This is a genomic window from Pseudoprimorskyibacter insulae (assembly GCF_900302505.1).
Taxonomy (GTDB): Bacteria; Pseudomonadota; Alphaproteobacteria; order Rhodobacterales; family Rhodobacteraceae; genus Pseudoprimorskyibacter; species Pseudoprimorskyibacter insulae.
In genome coordinates this window covers 406,696-422,827 of sequence record NZ_OMOJ01000002.1, presented here as the reverse complement: position 1 = coordinate 422,827, position 16,132 = coordinate 406,696, and the positions used below count along the sequence as shown (strand labels likewise).

General features: G+C 61.4%; 19 protein-coding genes. 5 read left to right on the top strand and 14 right to left on the bottom strand.

Annotated elements, in window-relative coordinates:
• Window position 1: 1 nt before the first annotated feature.
• Window positions 2–508: a DUF721 domain-containing protein gene (locus PRI8871_RS07510; protein WP_108885565.1), complete on the bottom strand. Its 507-nt coding sequence runs from the start codon at window positions 506–508 to the stop codon at window positions 2–4.
• A gap of 91 nt (window positions 509–599) precedes the next feature.
• On the opposite strand from PRI8871_RS07510, the gene mutY reads away from it, so the two are divergent.
• Together mutY and PRI8871_RS07500 are read left to right on the top strand one after the other, a co-directional pair.
• Window positions 600–1,646: an A/G-specific adenine glycosylase gene (gene mutY, locus PRI8871_RS07505; protein ID WP_108885564.1), complete on the top strand. Its 1,047-nt coding sequence runs from the start codon at window positions 600–602 to the stop codon at window positions 1,644–1,646.
• Window positions 1,647–1,693: 47 nt separating this feature from the next.
• Window positions 1,694–2,821: an alkane 1-monooxygenase gene (locus PRI8871_RS07500; RefSeq protein ID WP_108885563.1), complete on the top strand. Its 1,128-nt coding sequence runs from the start codon at window positions 1,694–1,696 to the stop codon at window positions 2,819–2,821.
• Window positions 2,822–2,882: 61 nt separating this feature from the next.
• Here PRI8871_RS07500 and PRI8871_RS07495 read toward each other — a convergent pair whose 3' ends face one another.
• The 3 genes from PRI8871_RS07495 to PRI8871_RS07485 form a co-directional block, all read right to left on the bottom strand.
• Window positions 2,883–3,170 carry an HU family DNA-binding protein gene (locus PRI8871_RS07495; protein ID WP_108885562.1) on the bottom strand — a complete coding sequence of 96 codons (288 nt, stop codon included), beginning with the start codon at window positions 3,168–3,170 and terminating at the stop codon, window positions 2,883–2,885.
• A gap of 128 nt (window positions 3,171–3,298) precedes the next feature.
• Window positions 3,299–4,783 carry an AMP nucleosidase gene (locus tag PRI8871_RS07490; protein ID WP_108885561.1) on the bottom strand — a complete coding sequence of 495 codons (1,485 nt, stop codon included), beginning with the start codon at window positions 4,781–4,783 and terminating at the stop codon, window positions 3,299–3,301.
• A 95-nt stretch (window positions 4,784–4,878) separates the two neighbouring features.
• Window positions 4,879–5,331, bottom strand: coding sequence for a lytic transglycosylase domain-containing protein (locus PRI8871_RS07485; RefSeq protein WP_370741914.1), 453 nt, complete (start codon window positions 5,329–5,331; stop codon window positions 4,879–4,881).
• Window positions 5,332–5,500: 169 nt separating this feature from the next.
• Here PRI8871_RS07485 and PRI8871_RS07480 point away from each other — a divergent pair, with 169 nt between their 5' ends.
• Both PRI8871_RS07480 and PRI8871_RS07475 read left to right on the top strand, forming a co-directional pair.
• On the top strand, window positions 5,501–6,358 hold the full coding sequence (locus PRI8871_RS07480; RefSeq protein ID WP_108885560.1) for an SDR family oxidoreductase: 858 nt from the start codon (window positions 5,501–5,503) through the stop codon (window positions 6,356–6,358).
• Between the two features lie 38 nt (window positions 6,359–6,396).
• Window positions 6,397–6,987: an exopolysaccharide biosynthesis protein gene (locus tag PRI8871_RS07475; RefSeq protein ID WP_108885559.1), complete on the top strand. Its 591-nt coding sequence runs from the start codon at window positions 6,397–6,399 to the stop codon at window positions 6,985–6,987.
• Here the strand turns inward: PRI8871_RS07475 and dxs are convergent.
• Genes dxs through PRI8871_RS07445 form a run of 6 tightly spaced genes read right to left on the bottom strand, consistent with a single transcriptional unit; the run spans window position 6,984 to window position 12,291 of the window.
• Window positions 6,984–8,912, bottom strand: a complete 1,929-nt coding sequence (dxs, locus tag PRI8871_RS07470; protein WP_108885558.1) for a 1-deoxy-D-xylulose-5-phosphate synthase — start codon at window positions 8,910–8,912, stop codon at window positions 6,984–6,986. The two genes, PRI8871_RS07475 and dxs, sit on opposite strands and share 4 nt — an antisense overlap.
• A 57-nt stretch (window positions 8,913–8,969) precedes the next feature.
• Window positions 8,970–9,869, bottom strand: coding sequence for a polyprenyl synthetase family protein (locus PRI8871_RS07465; protein ID WP_245897798.1), 900 nt, complete (start codon window positions 9,867–9,869; stop codon window positions 8,970–8,972).
• The gene (locus PRI8871_RS07460) at window positions 9,869–10,111 is read right to left on the bottom strand and encodes an exodeoxyribonuclease VII small subunit (protein ID WP_108885557.1); all 243 of its coding nucleotides are present in this window, start codon (window positions 10,109–10,111) and stop codon (window positions 9,869–9,871) included. Before PRI8871_RS07460 ends, PRI8871_RS07465 begins: the two co-directional genes overlap by 1 nt.
• A complete protein-coding gene (locus PRI8871_RS07455; protein ID WP_108885556.1) occupies window positions 10,108–11,034 on the bottom strand; it encodes a histone deacetylase family protein in 927 nt (308 codons plus the stop codon). Before PRI8871_RS07455 ends, PRI8871_RS07460 begins: the two co-directional genes overlap by 4 nt.
• Before the next feature lie 46 nt (window positions 11,035–11,080).
• The gene (locus tag PRI8871_RS07450; protein WP_108885555.1) at window positions 11,081–11,782 is read right to left on the bottom strand and encodes a response regulator; all 702 of its coding nucleotides are present in this window, start codon (window positions 11,780–11,782) and stop codon (window positions 11,081–11,083) included.
• Window positions 11,779–12,291 carry a MarR family winged helix-turn-helix transcriptional regulator gene (locus PRI8871_RS07445; RefSeq protein ID WP_108885554.1) on the bottom strand — a complete coding sequence of 171 codons (513 nt, stop codon included), beginning with the start codon at window positions 12,289–12,291 and terminating at the stop codon, window positions 11,779–11,781. The genes PRI8871_RS07450 and PRI8871_RS07445 overlap by 4 nt, the downstream gene beginning before the upstream one ends.
• Before the next feature lie 148 nt (window positions 12,292–12,439).
• Here PRI8871_RS07445 and PRI8871_RS07440 point away from each other — a divergent pair, with 148 nt between their 5' ends.
• Window positions 12,440–13,306: a branched-chain amino acid aminotransferase gene (locus PRI8871_RS07440; RefSeq protein WP_108885553.1), complete on the top strand. Its 867-nt coding sequence runs from the start codon at window positions 12,440–12,442 to the stop codon at window positions 13,304–13,306.
• A 1-nt stretch (window position 13,307) separates the two neighbouring features.
• Here the strand turns inward: PRI8871_RS07440 and PRI8871_RS07435 are convergent, their stop codons facing one another.
• From PRI8871_RS07435 to PRI8871_RS07420, 4 genes are all read right to left on the bottom strand, one after another.
• Complete coding sequence (locus PRI8871_RS07435; protein ID WP_245897797.1) at window positions 13,308–14,576, bottom strand: PAS domain-containing protein; 1,269 nt, start codon at window positions 14,574–14,576, stop codon at window positions 13,308–13,310.
• A gap of 65 nt (window positions 14,577–14,641) precedes the next feature.
• Window positions 14,642–15,049 (bottom strand): holo-ACP synthase, encoded by a 408-nt coding sequence (gene acpS / locus PRI8871_RS07430; protein ID WP_108885552.1) that lies wholly within the window; start codon window positions 15,047–15,049, stop codon window positions 14,642–14,644.
• A 27-nt stretch (window positions 15,050–15,076) separates the two neighbouring features.
• A complete protein-coding gene (locus PRI8871_RS07425) occupies window positions 15,077–15,379 on the bottom strand; it encodes an RNA 2'-phosphotransferase family protein (protein ID WP_108885551.1) in 303 nt (100 codons plus the stop codon).
• On the bottom strand, window positions 15,379–16,128 hold the full coding sequence (locus PRI8871_RS07420) for a pyridoxine 5'-phosphate synthase (RefSeq protein ID WP_108885550.1): 750 nt from the start codon (window positions 16,126–16,128) through the stop codon (window positions 15,379–15,381). The genes PRI8871_RS07425 and PRI8871_RS07420 overlap by 1 nt, the downstream gene beginning before the upstream one ends.
• Window positions 16,129–16,132 lie beyond the last annotated feature (4 nt).

Genomic DNA, 16,132 nt, shown 5'->3' with positions numbered 1-16,132 from the left:
CTTAGCCTTTCTTCTTAGATATGAAATTCAGCGTCAGTCGTTCAAGCGCGGCTTTCAACTCTTCGCTTTGAACGCCGTCTGACGCGGCTTTGGCTTCGGCGACCGCTGCGGGGTTTGGCGCGGTTTGCGCCGCCCCCGGACGGTGTTGGAATGAGGCGCGGCCTTCGGAAAACCCGGTGGCCGATGTTTGTGTGATGCGCACGCGGGTGATGGCGTTATATCCATAAACTGCGTTGATTTTGCCGCGCAATTGTTCCTTTTGCATTTCCAGCATCGGCGCATTGGCCCCGGTGGTCAGCACGGTCAGCGTGGCCCCAAACCCGCCGCGCCCATAGCTGACATCAACCGGGCGCGACACACCGGCGAAATCATCGCCCACGATCTCGGCCCAGTGGGTCAGAACACGCGATTGTGCAAAGCCGCGCGTTTCGCTGGCCTTGCGGATCTGCTCTTGCAGCAGGCCCGAGGTTCTGGTGAACCCATAGGTGGTTGATCGCCGCGTTGCCATCACTTGAATCCTTCTCTGAAACGCTATTCTAGTGAGGCCTGCGACGGGCGCCAGCCCGGAGTTGCCAGAACTTTGACAAGGATTTTCACTCTTGCGTGAACCTGTGCGCGCCATTGATCTGCTGGACTGGTACGACCGCCACGCGCGGGCGTTGCCTTGGCGCGTTGGGCCTGCGGCGCGCAAGGCTGGCCTGCGCCCTGATCCCTATCGCGTTTGGCTGTCGGAAATCATGTTGCAGCAAACCACTGTTCCGGCAGTGAAATCCTATTTCCTCGACTTCACGACCCGCTGGCCCACCGTGCAGGATCTGGCCGCCGCCCCCGACGAAGAGGTCATGGCCGCATGGGCCGGGCTTGGCTATTACGCCCGTGCCCGCAACCTGCTGAAATGCGCGCGGCTGATCGCCGGTGATTTTGGCGGTCAGTTCCCGACCGATCTGGACACGCTGCTAACCCTGCCCGGCGTTGGCCCCTATACCGCCGCCGCCGTGGCCTCGATCGCGTTTGACGTGCCTGCCACCGTGGTTGACGGCAATGTCGAACGGGTCATGGCCCGCGTGCACGATGAACACACGCCCTTGCCTACTGCCAAGGCGATCCTGACGGACTACGCCGCCGCGCTGACCCCGCAGGACCGGCCCGGCTGCTATGCCCAAGCGGTGATGGATCTTGGCGCGACCATCTGCACCCCGCGCAATCCGGCCTGCGGGCTATGCCCTTGGCGCAAAGGCTGCGCCGCGTGGGATGCGGGCACCGCCGCCGAGCTGCCGAAGAAAGAGCCGCGCAAGAAAAAGCCCACCCGCCTTGGCATCGCCTATCTGGCGCGGCGCGTGGATGGCGCGTGGCTGCTAGAGCGCCGCCCCGACAAGGGGCTGCTGGGCGGCATGCTGGGCTGGCCGGGGTCCGATTGGAACGACGCGCCCAAAGAAGACCCGCCGATCCGCGCTGAATGGAAGGCCCTGAACACCGAGGCCCGCCACACCTTCACCCATTTCCACCTACGCCTGACGGTGAAGACCGCGCTGGTGCCCATGGACCGGACGCCGCAACGCGGGGAATTCATCGAATTGTCAGACTTTCGCCCCGCAGATCTGCCAACTGTTATGCGAAAGGCCTTTGACCTGACGCAAAGCAAATAACGCCGCGCCGCCGCATGGTGGGCGCAGACCGAACCCGGAGCCACGATATGACCAAGGCCCAGCCCCCGAAAACGCCCCTGCCCTATTGGCTGTCGCTGTTGCTGATCCCATCGGTTTGGATCGGCGCGGTCTTGGGCGGATGGTGGGTTCTGACCACGCCCTTGGTCGCGTGGTATCTGTTTTCGGGTCTTGATGCGATCTTGGGTGCCAACACCAACAACCCCGATACCGAGGTGCCGGACAAAGATCTGTACTGGTATCGCGCGATCACGCAGATCTGGGTGCCGCTGCAATGGGTCAACCTGTTCGGGCTGATCTGGTACGCGACGCATGTGGCCACGCTTGGCCCGTGGGAATTGGTCGGGGTGTTCTTTGGCATGGGCGTGATGACTGGCACAGTCGGCATCGTCTACGCGCATGAGCTGATGCACCAACGCAATCGGCTGGAACGCTGGCTGGGCGATATGCTGATGGCCATGGTGCTCTATTCGCATTTCCGGTCAGAACACCTGCTGGTGCATCACCGCCATGTCGGCACGCCGCGTGATCCGGTGACCGCCCGTTATAACGAAGGCTTCCACCGCTTTTATCCGCGCGTATTGTGGCAATCGCTGGTGTCATCGTTCCGCGCGGAACAGGCGATGCTGGCCCGAAAGCAATTGCCGTGGCACAATCGCCGCAACCCGTTCTGGCGCTACTGGGCGCTGCAACTGGCGATGTTGGCGCTGGCCTTTGGGATTGGCGGATTGCTGGGGCTTGGCCTGTTTGTTCTTCAGGCGGGTGTTGCTATTTGGCAGCTGGAGATCGTCAACTATGTCGAACATTACGGGCTGACCCGCAAACACCTTGGCGACGGCAAATATGAACATGTCCTGCCGCGCCATAGCTGGAACGCCGATCACACCGCGACCAACTGGCTGCTGATCAACCTACAGCGCCATTCGGACCACCATTACAAACCCGACCGGCGGTTCCCCTTGCTGCAAACCTACACCGCCGAGGACGCGCCGCAATTGCCCTATGGCTATCCGCTGATGACCATGGCCGCGATGGCCCCGCCGATCTGGCGCCGGGTGATGAACCCGCGCGTTCGGGCATGGCGCAAAACCTATTACCCGGAAATCACCGATTGGACGCCTTACAACAAGGCCACCAACCCGGCCCCCCGGACGTAAAAAACCGGCCGAGGCTTCCGCCTGCGACCGGTGTCAAACTGGAACAAAACTTTGGCTGGGATCAGCCGTTCACGCTGTCCTTCAGGGCCTTTGCAATGGTCATCTTGACCACTTTGTCGGCTTCCTTCTTGAACTGCTCGCCCGTGGCGGGGTTGCGGACCATACGCTCAGGGCGTTCACGGCAATAGATCTTGCCAACGCCCGGCAGGGTCACTGCGCCGCCAGCGGCGACTTCGCGGGTGATCAGCGCACAGATCGCGTCCAGTGCAGCACCAGCGGCTTTCTTGTCCGCGTCCATCTCTTCGGCCAGAGCGGCAACAAGCTGGGTCTTGGTCATGGGTTTCGCCATTTCATGGTCTCCTTAATCTGCCCCTCTTGGGCCTCTTCCCGCATATTTAACGGGATATCGCCTGCTAACACAACAAATAGTGTTTTCCCACAAGGCGAAAACATGGATTTTGAGGCGTTTGCGTTGCGTCAAAGGAAAGCAGTTTCATCGAAACTCCTCAGCTTGCGACTATGGATACGTTCAAGCGGCATTTCGCGTAGGTTTTCCATCGCGCGGATGCCGATCATCAAATGGCGGGCAACCTGCTTGGTATAGAACTCAGACGCCATGCCCGGCAGCTTCAATTCGCCGTGCAGGGGCTTGTCAGATACACAAAGAAGCGTTCCATATGGAACCCGGAACCGGAAGCCATTTGCGGCAATCGTCGCGCTTTCCATATCCAGCGCCACGGCGCGGCTTTGCGACAGGCGCTGCACCGGGCCTTGCTGATCCCGCAGTTCCCAGTTGCGGTTGTCAACGCTGGCCACGGTGCCGGTCCGCATGACCCGCTTCAGGTCATAGCCATCCAGTTCGGTTTCCGTCGCCACCGCCGTTTCCAACGCGATCTGGATTTCGGCCAACGCCGGGATCGGCACCCAAACCGGCAGATCATCGTCCAGCACTTTGTCTTCGCGCAGATAGGCATGGGCCAACACAAAATCCCCAAGGCTTTGCGAACTGCGCAGCCCGGCGCAATGGCCCACCATCAGCCAAGCATGCGGGCGCAAAACCGCGATGTGGTCTGTTGCCGTTTTGGCGTTAGACGGGCCGACACCGATATTGACCAGCGTGATGCCCGACCCGTTGGCCCGCTTTAGGTGGTAGGTCGGCATTTGCGGCATCTTCACCGGGATCGGCAAAGGCTCATCTGCCTTGGTGATCTCTTGGTTGTTGGTGCTGACAAAGCTGGTGTAGCCGCTGTCGGGATCGGCCAGCTGCGACCGGGCGTAGGCCTCAAACTCGCTGACATAGAACTGATAGTTGGTGAACAGAACGTGGTTCTGGAAATGCTTGGGGTCGGTCGCGGTGTAATGCGCCAACCGCGCCAACGAATAATCCACGCGCTGCGCGGTGAAAGGTGCCAGCGGCAAGGCCCCATCGGCGGCGGGCTGCGCCAAGCCGTTGACGATATCGTCATTCGTGGTGGTCAGGTCCGGCACATCGAACACATCGCGCAGCGGAAAGGCCGCCGCACCTTCCTGCGGCACCATCACTGTCGGGTCGGCGGCCACAGCAAAATGCACCGGCATCGGCGTGTCGGACACGCCCACCTGCACCGGCACATTGTGGTTTTCGATCAACAGGCGAAGCTGCTGGGTCAGGTAGTGTTGGAATAGGTCAGGCCGGGTGATTGTCGTGGCATAGGTGCCGGGGTGCGACACGTGGCCAAAGCTGAGGCGGCTGTCGACGCTGGCAAAGCTGGTCGTGGCAAAGCGCACCTCGGGGTAGAACGCACGGTAACGCACACCGGGATGGCCTTTGCGCATCGCCCCAAGAAACGCATCGCGCAGGAACGCCGCCGCATCGTGATAAAGCGCGATCAGGGCCTCGACCGCCGCTTCTGGATTGTCGAACAAGCGCGGGTCTTGCGCCTGTGGGGTCACCAGATCCAGATTGACGAGCCGATCCTGCATGTTAGCCTCTTTCGCTTAATGATTGCGCAAACGTTGGCAGGTGTGGGGCCAAGGTGCAAGCCGCCGCAAAGCGGCAAGCCCCGATAAACACCGCGTCAGCCGGACCTAAGCCCGGTTTCCACCAACATGCCCCGCCGCTTGGCCTCATAATAATAGCCCTTGGCGTACCACATAATCGCCGTGTCGTGGTTTCCGTCCGACAAGAGCCAAGCCCCGCGCAGGTATTTGACGCCGTATTGCAGGTTGACCGACGCATCCAGCAGATCATCGGGCTGACCGGAAAAGCCCATGGTGCGGGCGGTCTGCGGCAGGATTTGCAACAGACCGTAGTAGGGGCCATTGCGTGCCCATGGACGGTGACTGCTTTCGCGAATGGCCAACCGGTGCACCAAGGATCGGGGCACCTCATGGTAGTCCGCCCAATAGTTGATTTGTCGTCGCAGCTCGGGCGTTTCATTGGGATGCAGCGCCGGATTGCCCCCACTATCGCTGGGACGGTCGCGCCGCCCGCCACATCCGGCCAGCGCCGCCATAGACATCAAGATCATTGCCCGCCGTGAATAATGCGGCATCCACTCAACCCTTATGCGTTTGTCGTGGCGCATGGATGGCGCAACACACCCGCTTGCGCTAGTGCGGAATTCCGGGCCATGGCCAATTGGCCGGTTTTCGCCGTCGGGGCTTGCCAAATGCCGGTCCGCGGGCCACCTCTGAGGGATGACACGACATCTACTTTGCCTCGGATATGGATACAGCGCTCAGGCGCTGGCGGCGCGATTGCAGCCCAAGGGCTGGCACATCGCTGGCACGGCACGCGACGAAACCAAGCGCGATGCGCTTGCGGCGGCGGGAATCACCCCAGTAGCTTGGACCGGCGATGCAGTGGCAGAGGCGCTGACGACAGCCACCGATCTGCTGATCTCGGTCGGCCCGGATGAGGCGGGCGATCCATCGCTTGCCCTATGCGGCGATGCGATCCGGCAGGCCGCGCCAAATCTGACATGGGCGGGCTATCTGTCGACCACCGGCGTTTACGGCGACCATCAGGGCGGCTGGGTCGATGAGGATACCGCGCTGACCCCCGCCACCGTCCGAGGCAAGCGCCGCGTCGCGGCTGAGGCCGAGTGGCAGGCCATCCCGAACCTACCGCTGCATATCTTCCGGCTTGCGGGCATCTATGGGCCGGGGCGCGGCCCCTTTGCCAAGGTCCGGGCCGGAACCGCGCGGCGGATCATCAAGCAAGGGCAGGTCTTCAGCCGCATCCACGTCGAAGACATCGCCCGCTATCTTGAGGCATCGCTAAACGCCCCAACCCCCGGCGAGGCCTATAACCTATGCGACGATGACCCCGCCCCGCCGCAGGATGTGATTGCCCATGCCGCCGATCTGCTGGGCCTGCCCTGTCCGCCGGGCATTCCGTATGAAGAGGCCGAATTCACCCCCATGGCCCGCAGCTTTTACGCCGAATCCAAACGTGTTTCGAACCAGAAGGCCAAGGACACCTTTGGCATTGGTCTAGCCTATCCGACCTACAAAGACGGGTTGGCCGCCCTGTTGGAACAAGAACGGGCTTAGGGCGTTCATCCAAGATAGAGTTCGTCATTGAGGCCCACATGGCACCGGAATCCTTGGAAGATCTGTTGGACGCGATGGAGCCTGAGGTTGGCGATGCCGCCGTATCAGTGCGCGATATCCTGGAGCGGATCGGCGACCGGTCGTTTTCCCCGGCGATCCTGATTCCGGCGCTTTTGCTGGTCTCGCCGCTTTCGGGCATTCCCGGCACGCCAACGCTGGGCGCGTTCATCATCATCCTGATCGCCCTGCAAGGCGCGGCGGGGCGCAAACACCTGTGGCTGCCCCGCTTCCTGATGCGGCGCAGCGTGTCCTCGGTGCGGATGCTTCGAGCGGTGGACTTTCTGGAACGCCCGGCCAAATGGGTTGATGGCTATACCGAAGGCCGCAGGCTGATCTTCCTGACCGTCGGCCCATTGCGCATCTTGGCGCTGCTGATGATCGCCGTGGTCGCGGCTACATGGCCGTTTCTGGAATTGCTGCCGATGGTCACATCCATCGGCGCAGGCTGCGTTTCGTTGATCGCCTTTGGGCTGATGACCCGCGACGGGGTGTTCGTGCTGGCAGGCTACGCCCTTTTGGCGCTGTTCTACGGCGCGGGATTCGGCATGATCGCCGAATGGATGGCCTAGGCGCGTTTGTCCGCGATCGCAGTCACGTTCAGCACCTCAAACACCTTTGCCTCAATATCCGCCGCGCTTAGCTTGGCGACGGCGTACATGTCTTCAGGGCTGGCTTGGTCGATGAAGATATCCGGCAGGACCATGGACCGGAACTTGAGCCCCGTGTCGAACACGCCCTTTTCCGCCAAAAGCTGGGCCACATGGCTGCCAAAGCCGCCAATCGCGCCTTCCTCAATCGTGATCAGCGCTTCGTGATCGCGGGCCAGTGACAGGATCAGATCTTCGTCCAAGGGCTTGGCAAAGCGGGCATCGGCCACGGTGGGCGTGATGCCCTTGGCCATCAGCGCCTCACGCGCTTCGATGGAATGCGACAAGCGCGTGCCAAAGGACAGGATTGCCACGCGGGCGCCCTCGGCCACGATGCGGCCCTTGCCAATCTCAAGCACTTCGCCCCGTTCAGGCATATCGACACCCGTGCCTTCGCCGCGCGGATAGCGGAAGGCGATGGGCCCATCGTCATAGGCGGCGGCGGTGGCGACCATATGCTTCAGCTCGGCCTCATCGGCGGCGGCCATCACCACCATGCCCGGCAGGTTGGCCATGAAGGCGATGTCAAAGCTGCCCGCATGGGTCGCGCCATCGGCCCCGACCAGCCCCGCACGGTCAATCGCGAACCGCACCGGCAGGCGCTGAATGGCCACGTCATGCACAACTTGATCATAGCCGCGCTGAAGGAAGGTCGAATACATTGCGCAGAACGGCTTCATCCCACCTGCGGCCAGACCGGCGGCAAAGGTCACGCCATGCTGTTCGGCGATCCCAACGTCAAAGCACCGGCTGGGATAGCGTTCGGCAAACAGGCTAAGCCCGGTGCCATCGGGCATCGCCGCCGTAACTGCGCAGACCTGCGGATCGTCGGCGGCAACCTGCAACAAGGCATCCGAAAAGACGCTGGTATAGCTGGGCGCATTGGTTGGCGCTTTTTTCTGCTCGCCCGTGATGACGTTGAATTTGCCCGTGGCATGGCCCTTGTCGTCCGCCGCTTCGGCGGGGGCATAGCCCTTGCCCTTCTTGGTCATCACATGGATCAAGATCGGGCCGGTCGCCCGCTGACGCACTGTGCGCAGCACCGGCAGCAACTGATCCATGTCGTGGCCATCAATCGGTCCGACATAGGAAAAGCCCAGTTCCTCGAACAGGGTGCCACCAACGGCCATGCCTTTCAGCATTTCCTTGGCCCGCTTGGCCCCTTCGCGGAAGGGTTCGGGCAAGAAGCCAATCGCACCTTTTGCGGCGGCCTTCAGATCCTGAAACGGCGCTTCGGCGTAAAGACGGCTGAGGTAGTTGGACAAAGCGCCCACCGGCGGGGCGATGCTCATTTCATTGTCGTTCAAAATGACGATCAGGCGCTTTTTCAAGTGGCCTGCGTTGTTCATCGCCTCAAAGGCCATGCCCGCGCTCATGCTGCCGTCGCCGATGACGGCAATCGCATCGCCATGCCCGGTGTCGCAAGCCCCGCCCAGATCACGCGCTACGGCAAAGCCCAAGGCCGCGCTGATCGAGGTGCTGGAATGCGCCGCGCCGAACGGGTCATAGGGGCTTTCGCTGCGTTTGGTGAAGCCCGACAGACCGTCTTTCATGCGCAGGGTGCGAATGCGGTCGCGCCGCCCGGTCAGGATTTTATGCGGATAGCTTTGGTGCGACACGTCCCAGATGATCTTGTCGCGCGGGGCATCGAACACCGCATGCAGCGCGACGGTCAATTCCACCACGCCCAGACCCGCGCCCAGATGCCCGCCCGTCACCGACACGGCGGAAATCGTTTCCTGCCGCAGCTCATGCGCCAATTGCGTCAGTTCCCCATCGGAAAAGCGCTTCATGTCCGCAGGGGTGTTTACACGGTCCAGCAGGGGCGTCTTGGGGGTATCTTGCATGTCCTCGGCGGCTCCGCTGATCGGGCGGGGCAGCGCAGGGCGCCCCGTTGTTTGTCTCTAGCTGCTGCGCGAAATAACGAACCGCGCCGCCTGCTTCAAGGTTTCGGCGTCATCACCGTAGGGGGACAGGGCGTCGCAAGCATCTTCGACCAATTGCGCTGCGCGGTTTTTCGCCTCGTCCAGGCCCAGCAACGATACAAAGGTTGCCTTGCCGGCATCCGCATCCTTGCCCACAGCCTTGCCCACCGTGGCGGCATCGCCTTCGACATCCAGAATGTCATCAGCAATCTGAAAGGCCAGCCCGATGTTATCGCCGTAAACGACGAAAGGCTCAAGCGCCTCTCCGGCCATCACGGCCCCTGCTGTCGCCGACCAAACGATCAAGGCACCGGTTTTGGCCCGTTGCAAGGCGGTGATCTGGGCCAGCGTCAGCGGCGCATTGGCGGTTTCTGCCGCGATGTCCATTTCCTGACCGGCCACCATGCCCACGCGAATGCCCGAACAGCCCGCAAGCCGCGACACCAGTCCAACGCGCTGCTGCGCCGAGCAATCGGTTTCGGCCGCCAGTTGAAAGGCCAGCGTTTGCAGCGCATCGCCCGCCAGAACTGCGGTGGTTTCATTCCATTTGCGGTGCACCGTCGGCTTGCCCCGACGCAGGTCGTCATCGTCCATGCAAGGCAGATCGTCATGCACCAGCGAATAGGCATGCATCGCCTCAATCGCGGCGGCAGGGGTGGCCGACACGTCGCGGGGAATACCGAACAGCCGCGCGCTTTCCATCACCAAAAACGCCCGCAGCCCTTTGCCGCCCTCAACCGCATAAAGCATCGCCTGCGCGACATCCCCATCCAGCCCGGCCAGCGCGGCAGCAATCCGCGCCTGCGACATATCCTGCGCCCGCGCCAATGCCTGCTGAAACGGCAGCGCCGCTGTATCGCCCATAGTCGTGGCCGACATTACAGCCCCTCGACCGGCGTCGTTCCTTTGGGTTGCCCATTGCCGTCCAAGGTGATCGCGGCGACCTTTTCCTCGGCTTCTTTAAGCTTGGTCTCACACCGTTTCTTCAACGCCGCGCCACGCTCATAAAGCGCGATGGAATCCTCAAGCGGGACATCGCCGCGTTCCAATTGACCAACCACGCGCTCCAACTCGGCCATGGCCTGTTCAAAGCTCATTTCTTCTACGGGTAGGTCGGTCATCGTGCAGCCTCAATCAATGCTTCAACATGGGCGCGGGTGCTTTGCGCCAGCGCCTGCAAATCATACCCCCCCTCCAAAGTCGAGACCACCCTGCCGCCACAAAGCTCTGCCGCCAATGCGCAAAGTTGATCGGTCAGCCAAGTGAAATCCTCGGTCTGCCAGTTCAGCTGGGCCAAGGGGTCGTCGGCATGGGCATCGAAGCCCGCCGAAATGATGATCAAGTCCGGCGCAAAATTGCGCAGGCGGGGGAAGACTTGGGCCTCATAGGCCGCCCGCATCACGGTGCCGTCAGACTCAGGCGCAAGCGGGATGTTCAGGATATTGCCATGCGGGCCGGTTTCCTCGGGCTTGCCGGTGCCTGGCCAAAGCGGCATCTGCTGGCTTGTCACCACCAAGGCGCGGGGTTCGTTCCACAGCAGATCCTGCGTGCCGTTGCCGTGGTGCACGTCAAAATCCACCACCGCGACGCGGTCCAGCCCATGGTGGTCCAGCGCATGTTTCGCCGCCAGCGCGGCATTGCCAAACAGGCAAAACCCCATCGGAATCGCTGTTTCCGCGTGGTGGCCGGGTGGGCGAATGGCGCAAAAGGCGTTGCCCACCTCGCCTGCCAGAACCATATCCACGGCCTTCAACACCGCCCCCGCCGCGCGATAGGCGGCCTCAAGGCTGCCGGGCGACATATGTGTGTCGGCATCCAATTGCTGAAAGCCCCCGCCGGGCAGTTTGCTGGCCAACATCTGCATGTAGCTGGCCGGATGAATGCGTTGCAGATCATCATCCGTGGCCAAAGGCGCAGTCACCCGCATCAGGTCCAGCGATTCCAGCGCGTGCAGCACATGTTCCAGCCGCGCGACCCGCTCTGGGTGGCCATCGGGCGTCACATGCCCAAGGCAATCTGCATGTGTGATCAAGGCTGTGGTCACGGCTGGTCCCCCCTCTTCTTCTCTTGCTTAAATACGCAAATCCCGATCAGTCAGGGGCGAGCATGTAGCCAGCGCCGCGCACCGTCTGCAGATAGCGGGGCTGTTTCGGGTCGGCCTCGATCTTGCGACGAAGCCGGGTGATCTGAACATCCACCGCGCGTTCCTGCGCCTGTCCGCGATCACGGCCCAAATCCTCAACCAGCTTCGTCCGGCTCACCGGCTCTCCGGGCTGGGCGGCGAAGATCCGCATCAGCTGGCTTTCGGTTGCGGTCAGGCGGACCAAGTCTTCGCCCTGCCACATCTCACCGCGCTCAATATCATAGCGGATCGGGCCAAGCGTCAGCAGCTTGGGCGTAGCCGCCTCAACCTGCACGTCGGGCATCCGGCGCAATACGGCATTGATGCGCAGCAACAGCTCTTTCGGTTCAAACGGTTTGGCAAGATAGTCGTCGGCCCCGGCCTCAAGCCCGGCAATCCGGTCCTCGGTTTCGGCCTTGGCGGTCAAAAGCAGGATCGGCGTGCGGCGGGTTTCGCGCAGAGATCGGGTCAGGCTGATCCCGTCTTCACCCGGCATCATCACATCCAGCACGATCATGTCGAAATCCAGCCCGGCCAGAATCCGTCGGGCATGGGCGGCATCGCGTGCCGCGCTGACAAGAAACCCGTTGCGGATCAGGAACTTTTGCAACAGCCCGCGAATCCGCTCATCGTCGTCTACGATCAGAAGATGCGCATCCTGCTCGCTCATTCCCGACCCTCCCTCAGCTCAAGATAATGACGGCGCAGATCCGTGTCCATCATCGCCTCAAGCACCTTTTTAAAGCCCTGGACGGCCTCGGGGCCGGCACTGCGATAGGCGTCGCGCATCCGGGCGCGTTGGGCATCGGACAACCGGCGCTCCAACTCATTGCCCGCTTCGGTCAGAAACAGATTGCGTTCGCGCTTATCCACGCGGCCCACATGGCTTTCGACCAGCCCGTCATCGATCAGCGTGCGCAGGACGCGGTTCAGCGACTGTTTGGTGACGCCCAAAATCGACAGAAGGTTGTTCACCGTCGTTCCCGGCGCGGCATTGATGAAGTGCAGGGCACGGTGATGCGCCCGCCCATATGACAGCTCTGCCAGAATCCGGTCAGGATCGGCGGTGAACCCGCGATAGGCAAAGAACATCGCTTCGATGCCCTGACGCAATTGTTCATCGGTCAGGAACAGCAGGCTTTCACTGCCCCGCCCGCGCCCGCTGATGCCATCTGTCATGTGTTTTACTCCGTTTGCCTCAACTTATGTCAGCCTTGTTGACATTCCAAGCCTGAACTGGTAGCGAATCCCAGATTTTGCGCAACTTTATGACCGAACCGGCCTTTTCTAGCGCAACTTTCGAAAAGCTCAAGGAAGGAGAGCGCAGATGACTGGATACGACGATCGCGACGGGAAAATTTGGATGGACGGCCAGCTGGTGGATTGGCGCGACGCCAAGATCCACGTCCTGACCCACGCGCTGCACTATGCGTCGTCGGTCTTTGAGGGCGAGCGCTGCTACAACGGCAAAGTCTTTCTGTCGCGCAAACATTCGGAACGCCTGCTGAAGTCGGGCGAGATGATGGATATGGCGATCCCCTACACGGTCGATCAGATCGAAGCGGCCAAGCAGTTGGTTCTGAAGGAAAACGACCTGACCAACGCCTATGTGCGCGTGGTTGCATGGCGCGGCGCTGGCCCGGATATGGGTGTCTCATCTGCACGGAACCCGGTTCGCATGGCCGTGACCGCATGGCAGTGGGGCGATTACTACGGCGACGCCAAGATGAAAGGCGCCAAGCTGGACATCGCCAAGTGGAAACGCCCGTCGCCCGAGACCATTCCCACCGCCGCCAAGGCCGCCGGTCTGTACATGATCTGCACAATGTCCAAGCACGCCGCCGAGGCGAAGGGCTGTTCAGACGCGATGTTCTTTGATTATCGCGGCTACGTGGCCGAAGCGACCGGCGCGAACATCTTCTTCGTCAAGGACGGCGAAGTGCACACGCCGCTGCCCGATGCCATCCTGAACGGCCTGACCCGTCAGACCGTCATTGGCATGCTGAAAGACCGCGGCATCACCGTGCACGAACGCCACATAATGCCCGAAGAGCTGGAAAGCTTTGAGCAGTGTTGGCTGACAGGCTCGGCCGCCGAAGTGACCCCGGTTGGTCAAATCGGCGACTACAACTTTGAGGTCGGCGCGCTGACCAAGGAAATGTCGCAGGCCTACGAAAAGCTGGTTCGCGAATAAGCTAGCTTGCGTGCCGCCGAACCGCCCCCGGCGCGGTGGCACGCAACATCGCCGTGTTGGACTGAATCAACCCGTTCAATTCGGAAATCCGGGCAAGCCGTTCTTCGATCTGGGTTTGGCACAGGTCCAATTGGTCCACGATCCCGCCCAAGGCATCGCCGCTATCGGTTAGTGTCGCGCTTTCGATTTTGCACATCATCCGCGTCGAACTAAGCCCGGTCACATAGCGCTTCATGTCCAACACGCTGCGGGCCAGATGCCCTGTCTCAAGCTCCACCAGCTTGAGCGCCGTCGTCGCCCGTTCACGGTATTCATCCGCCTGCCGCTGCATAAATCCGGTTTCCGCCGGGATATCGACATGGTGACTGCCCGTCGCGGTTTGCGATCCGAACCGCTTAATCATCTCAAGCTGCAAATGCGCGACGTAGCATAGGAACTGCCCCGTCAGGATCGAATCGCGGATGCGAGCGAATGGGCTGTTCTGACCGCTGGAAAACGCCTGCACCCAGTTCGTCATTTCATCCAGCATCGCCCCGTAGTTCACCGAAATCGCGCTGATCGGGCCGCCTGCATTTTCCAGCCGAGACGCCAGAATGCGCATGTTCATCGGAACCGTGCGAATGGCTTTGAACGCATCCAGCATATCCAGCGTTTCGGCCTGAATCTGCATGATCGCGTCGCACATCATGTTGAACCGATTCTGTTCTGAATTCAGCGTCTTATCCAGACGGCTGGCGCGTTCTTTCAGCTCAGTCGCCAATGCGATGGATTCAAACACCCGGTAGTTGACAAACCCCGCCTCGCGCAGGCGTTTCAGCAGCAACTCGGCGCTATCCTCAGGCACCATTCCGCCCTGTTCGGCGCTGCGCACGTCGTCATAGATACGGATAACCTTTTGGTGCAATTCGCTGGTCGGTTTGATGCGCACCGACATATAGCCGCCATCCACCGGCGAGGCGACGGCGAACACCCAATAATGCCGCCCATCGCGCGACCTGTTTTTGACATAGGCCCCAAGCGCATAGCCTTCCTGAAGGGTTTTCCACAGCAGGTAGAACACCGCCTTGGGCATATCGGGATGGCGCACCAATTTATGCGGCGCCCCGCGCAGCGTATCCCAATCAAAGCCCGAGACGCGCCGGAACACGCCGTTGCCCGCCTGAATGATGCCGCGGTCGTCTGTACGGCTAAAGAACATCTCAGCCACGTCAAAGGGCACCTCGCCCACGCGCACCTTTTCCGAGACCTGATCGACGGTCCGTTCTTTCATCGCGTCACCTTTCCAATTGCTGACCGGCACACTCTGCGCACCGGACCTTAGCAATTGATGAAAGGTCAATTTTTAGCGATTGGCCGCGCTTCGATCACGACAAAGGCCTGTGCCCAGGGGTGATCGTCGGTCAGGGTGACGTGGATGATTGCCTCATACCCCGGCGGCGTCATGTCCTTCAACCGTTCGGCGGCCCAGCCCGTCACCTGCATCACCGGCTGGCCCGTGGGCAGGTTGCTGACGGCCATATCTTTCCACGAAATCCCCATGCGCAGACCCGTCCCCAACGCCTTTGAACACGCCTCTTTCGCGGCCCAGCGTTTGGCATAGGTGCCCGCCACATCGGCGCGGCGATCGGCCTTGCGTTGTTCCACCTCGGTGAAAACGCGATTGCGAAACCGGTCGCCGAAGCGTTCCAGCGTGCCGGCGATCCGGTCGATATTCGCAAGGTCAGTTCCGATGCCCAGAATCATGTCAAAGGTCCGCGCTTCAAGCCGTGACTACTCTTCGCCCCGAACCGGGGGCAAATAGAGGTAGTCCACCTCAAGCGCACCGGTCCGCCAGCTGCCATCCAAAACCTGTGAAAACGCCTGACCTTCGGCATGGGCAGCCTGCGCAAACACGGCAAAAACGACGTCGGCCCCGCCGGATCGCGCGTCTGACAAGTCAGCATGCAACGGCAGATCCGCCGCCAGACCTTCCATAAGAACCGTCCGCATCCCATCAGAATCTGTCCCGTAATACAGCGTTTCAGGCGGAGTTGCCTGAACACTGTCCAGCTTTCGCGCGGCGGCCTTGGTCATCAGGCCCGCGCCTCGTCCATCAGGCGGCGCATTTCGGCAATCGACGGGGCCAGCCCACGAAAGATCGCCTCGCCAATGATGAAATGACCGATGTTCAGCTCCATCACCTCGGGGAATTCGGCAATGGGTTTGACCGTATCATAGGTCAGGCCGTGGCCCGCGTGCACCTCAAGGCCCAGCGAATGGGCATAGGCCGACATCTCGCGCAGTGCGTCTAATTCGCGGTCGCGGTCGTCAAACCGGCCTTCGGCATGGGCGTCACAGTAGCCGCCAGTATGCAGTTCAATCACCTGCGCCCCGATCCGCGCGGCGGCTTCGATCTGGCGCTGATCGGCAGCGATAAAGATCGACACACGGCACCCGGCTTCGCGCAAGGGGGCAATGAAATGGGCCAGCTTGTTTTCTTCGCGGGCCACTTCCAGCCCGCCTTCGGTCGTCCGCTCTTCACGCTTTTCCGGCACGATGCAAACCGCGTGCGGCTTGTGACGCAGGGCGATGGCCTGCATTTCATCCGTCGCCGCCATTTCGAAGTTCAGCGGCACCGACAGAACCTCCATCAGCCCATCGATATCGACATCCGAGATATGGCGGCGATCTTCGCGCAGATGCGCGGTGATGCCATCGGCCCCGGCCTCTTCGGCGATTTTCGCCGCGCGCAGCGGGTCAGGATAGGCCCCACCGCGTGCATTGCGCACGGTGGCCACGTGGTCGATGTTTACCCCAAGCCGCAGCTTGCCAAGATACGCCATGTTC

Bases quoted from the DNA above. Each gene is read 5' to 3' on its own strand.
- PRI8871_RS07450 (WP_108885555.1), bottom strand. From the start codon at position 11,782: ATGAGCGAGCAGGATGCGCATCTTCTGATCGTAGACGACGATGAGCGG.
- acpS (WP_108885552.1), bottom strand. From the start codon at position 15,049: ATGATTCTGGGCATCGGAACTGACCTTGCGAATATCGACCGGATCGCC.
- dxs (WP_108885558.1), bottom strand. From the start codon at position 8,912: ATGCAAGATACCCCCAAGACGCCCCTGCTGGACCGTGTAAACACCCCT.
- PRI8871_RS07440 (WP_108885553.1), top strand. From the start codon at position 12,440: ATGACTGGATACGACGATCGCGACGGGAAAATTTGGATGGACGGCCAG.
- PRI8871_RS07480 (WP_108885560.1), top strand. From the start codon at position 5,501: ATGACACGACATCTACTTTGCCTCGGATATGGATACAGCGCTCAGGCG.
- PRI8871_RS07495 (WP_108885562.1), bottom strand. From the start codon at position 3,170: ATGGCGAAACCCATGACCAAGACCCAGCTTGTTGCCGCTCTGGCCGAA.
- PRI8871_RS07490 (WP_108885561.1), bottom strand. From the start codon at position 4,783: ATGCAGGATCGGCTCGTCAATCTGGATCTGGTGACCCCACAGGCGCAA.
- PRI8871_RS07460 (WP_108885557.1), bottom strand. From the start codon at position 10,111: ATGACCGACCTACCCGTAGAAGAAATGAGCTTTGAACAGGCCATGGCC.
- PRI8871_RS07425 (WP_108885551.1), bottom strand. From the start codon at position 15,379: ATGACCAAGGCCGCCGCGCGAAAGCTGGACAGTGTTCAGGCAACTCCG.
- PRI8871_RS07475 (WP_108885559.1), top strand. From the start codon at position 6,397: ATGGCACCGGAATCCTTGGAAGATCTGTTGGACGCGATGGAGCCTGAG.
- PRI8871_RS07445 (WP_108885554.1), bottom strand. From the start codon at position 12,291: ATGACAGATGGCATCAGCGGGCGCGGGCGGGGCAGTGAAAGCCTGCTG.
- PRI8871_RS07420 (WP_108885550.1), bottom strand. From the start codon at position 16,128: ATGGCGTATCTTGGCAAGCTGCGGCTTGGGGTAAACATCGACCACGTG.
- PRI8871_RS07510 (WP_108885565.1), bottom strand. From the start codon at position 508: ATGGCAACGCGGCGATCAACCACCTATGGGTTCACCAGAACCTCGGGC.
- PRI8871_RS07485 (WP_370741914.1), bottom strand. From the start codon at position 5,331: ATGATCTTGATGTCTATGGCGGCGCTGGCCGGATGTGGCGGGCGGCGC.
- PRI8871_RS07500 (WP_108885563.1), top strand. From the start codon at position 1,694: ATGACCAAGGCCCAGCCCCCGAAAACGCCCCTGCCCTATTGGCTGTCG.
- PRI8871_RS07465 (WP_245897798.1), bottom strand. From the start codon at position 9,869: ATGTCGGCCACGACTATGGGCGATACAGCGGCGCTGCCGTTTCAGCAG.
- PRI8871_RS07435 (WP_245897797.1), bottom strand. From the start codon at position 14,576: ATGAAAGAACGGACCGTCGATCAGGTCTCGGAAAAGGTGCGCGTGGGC.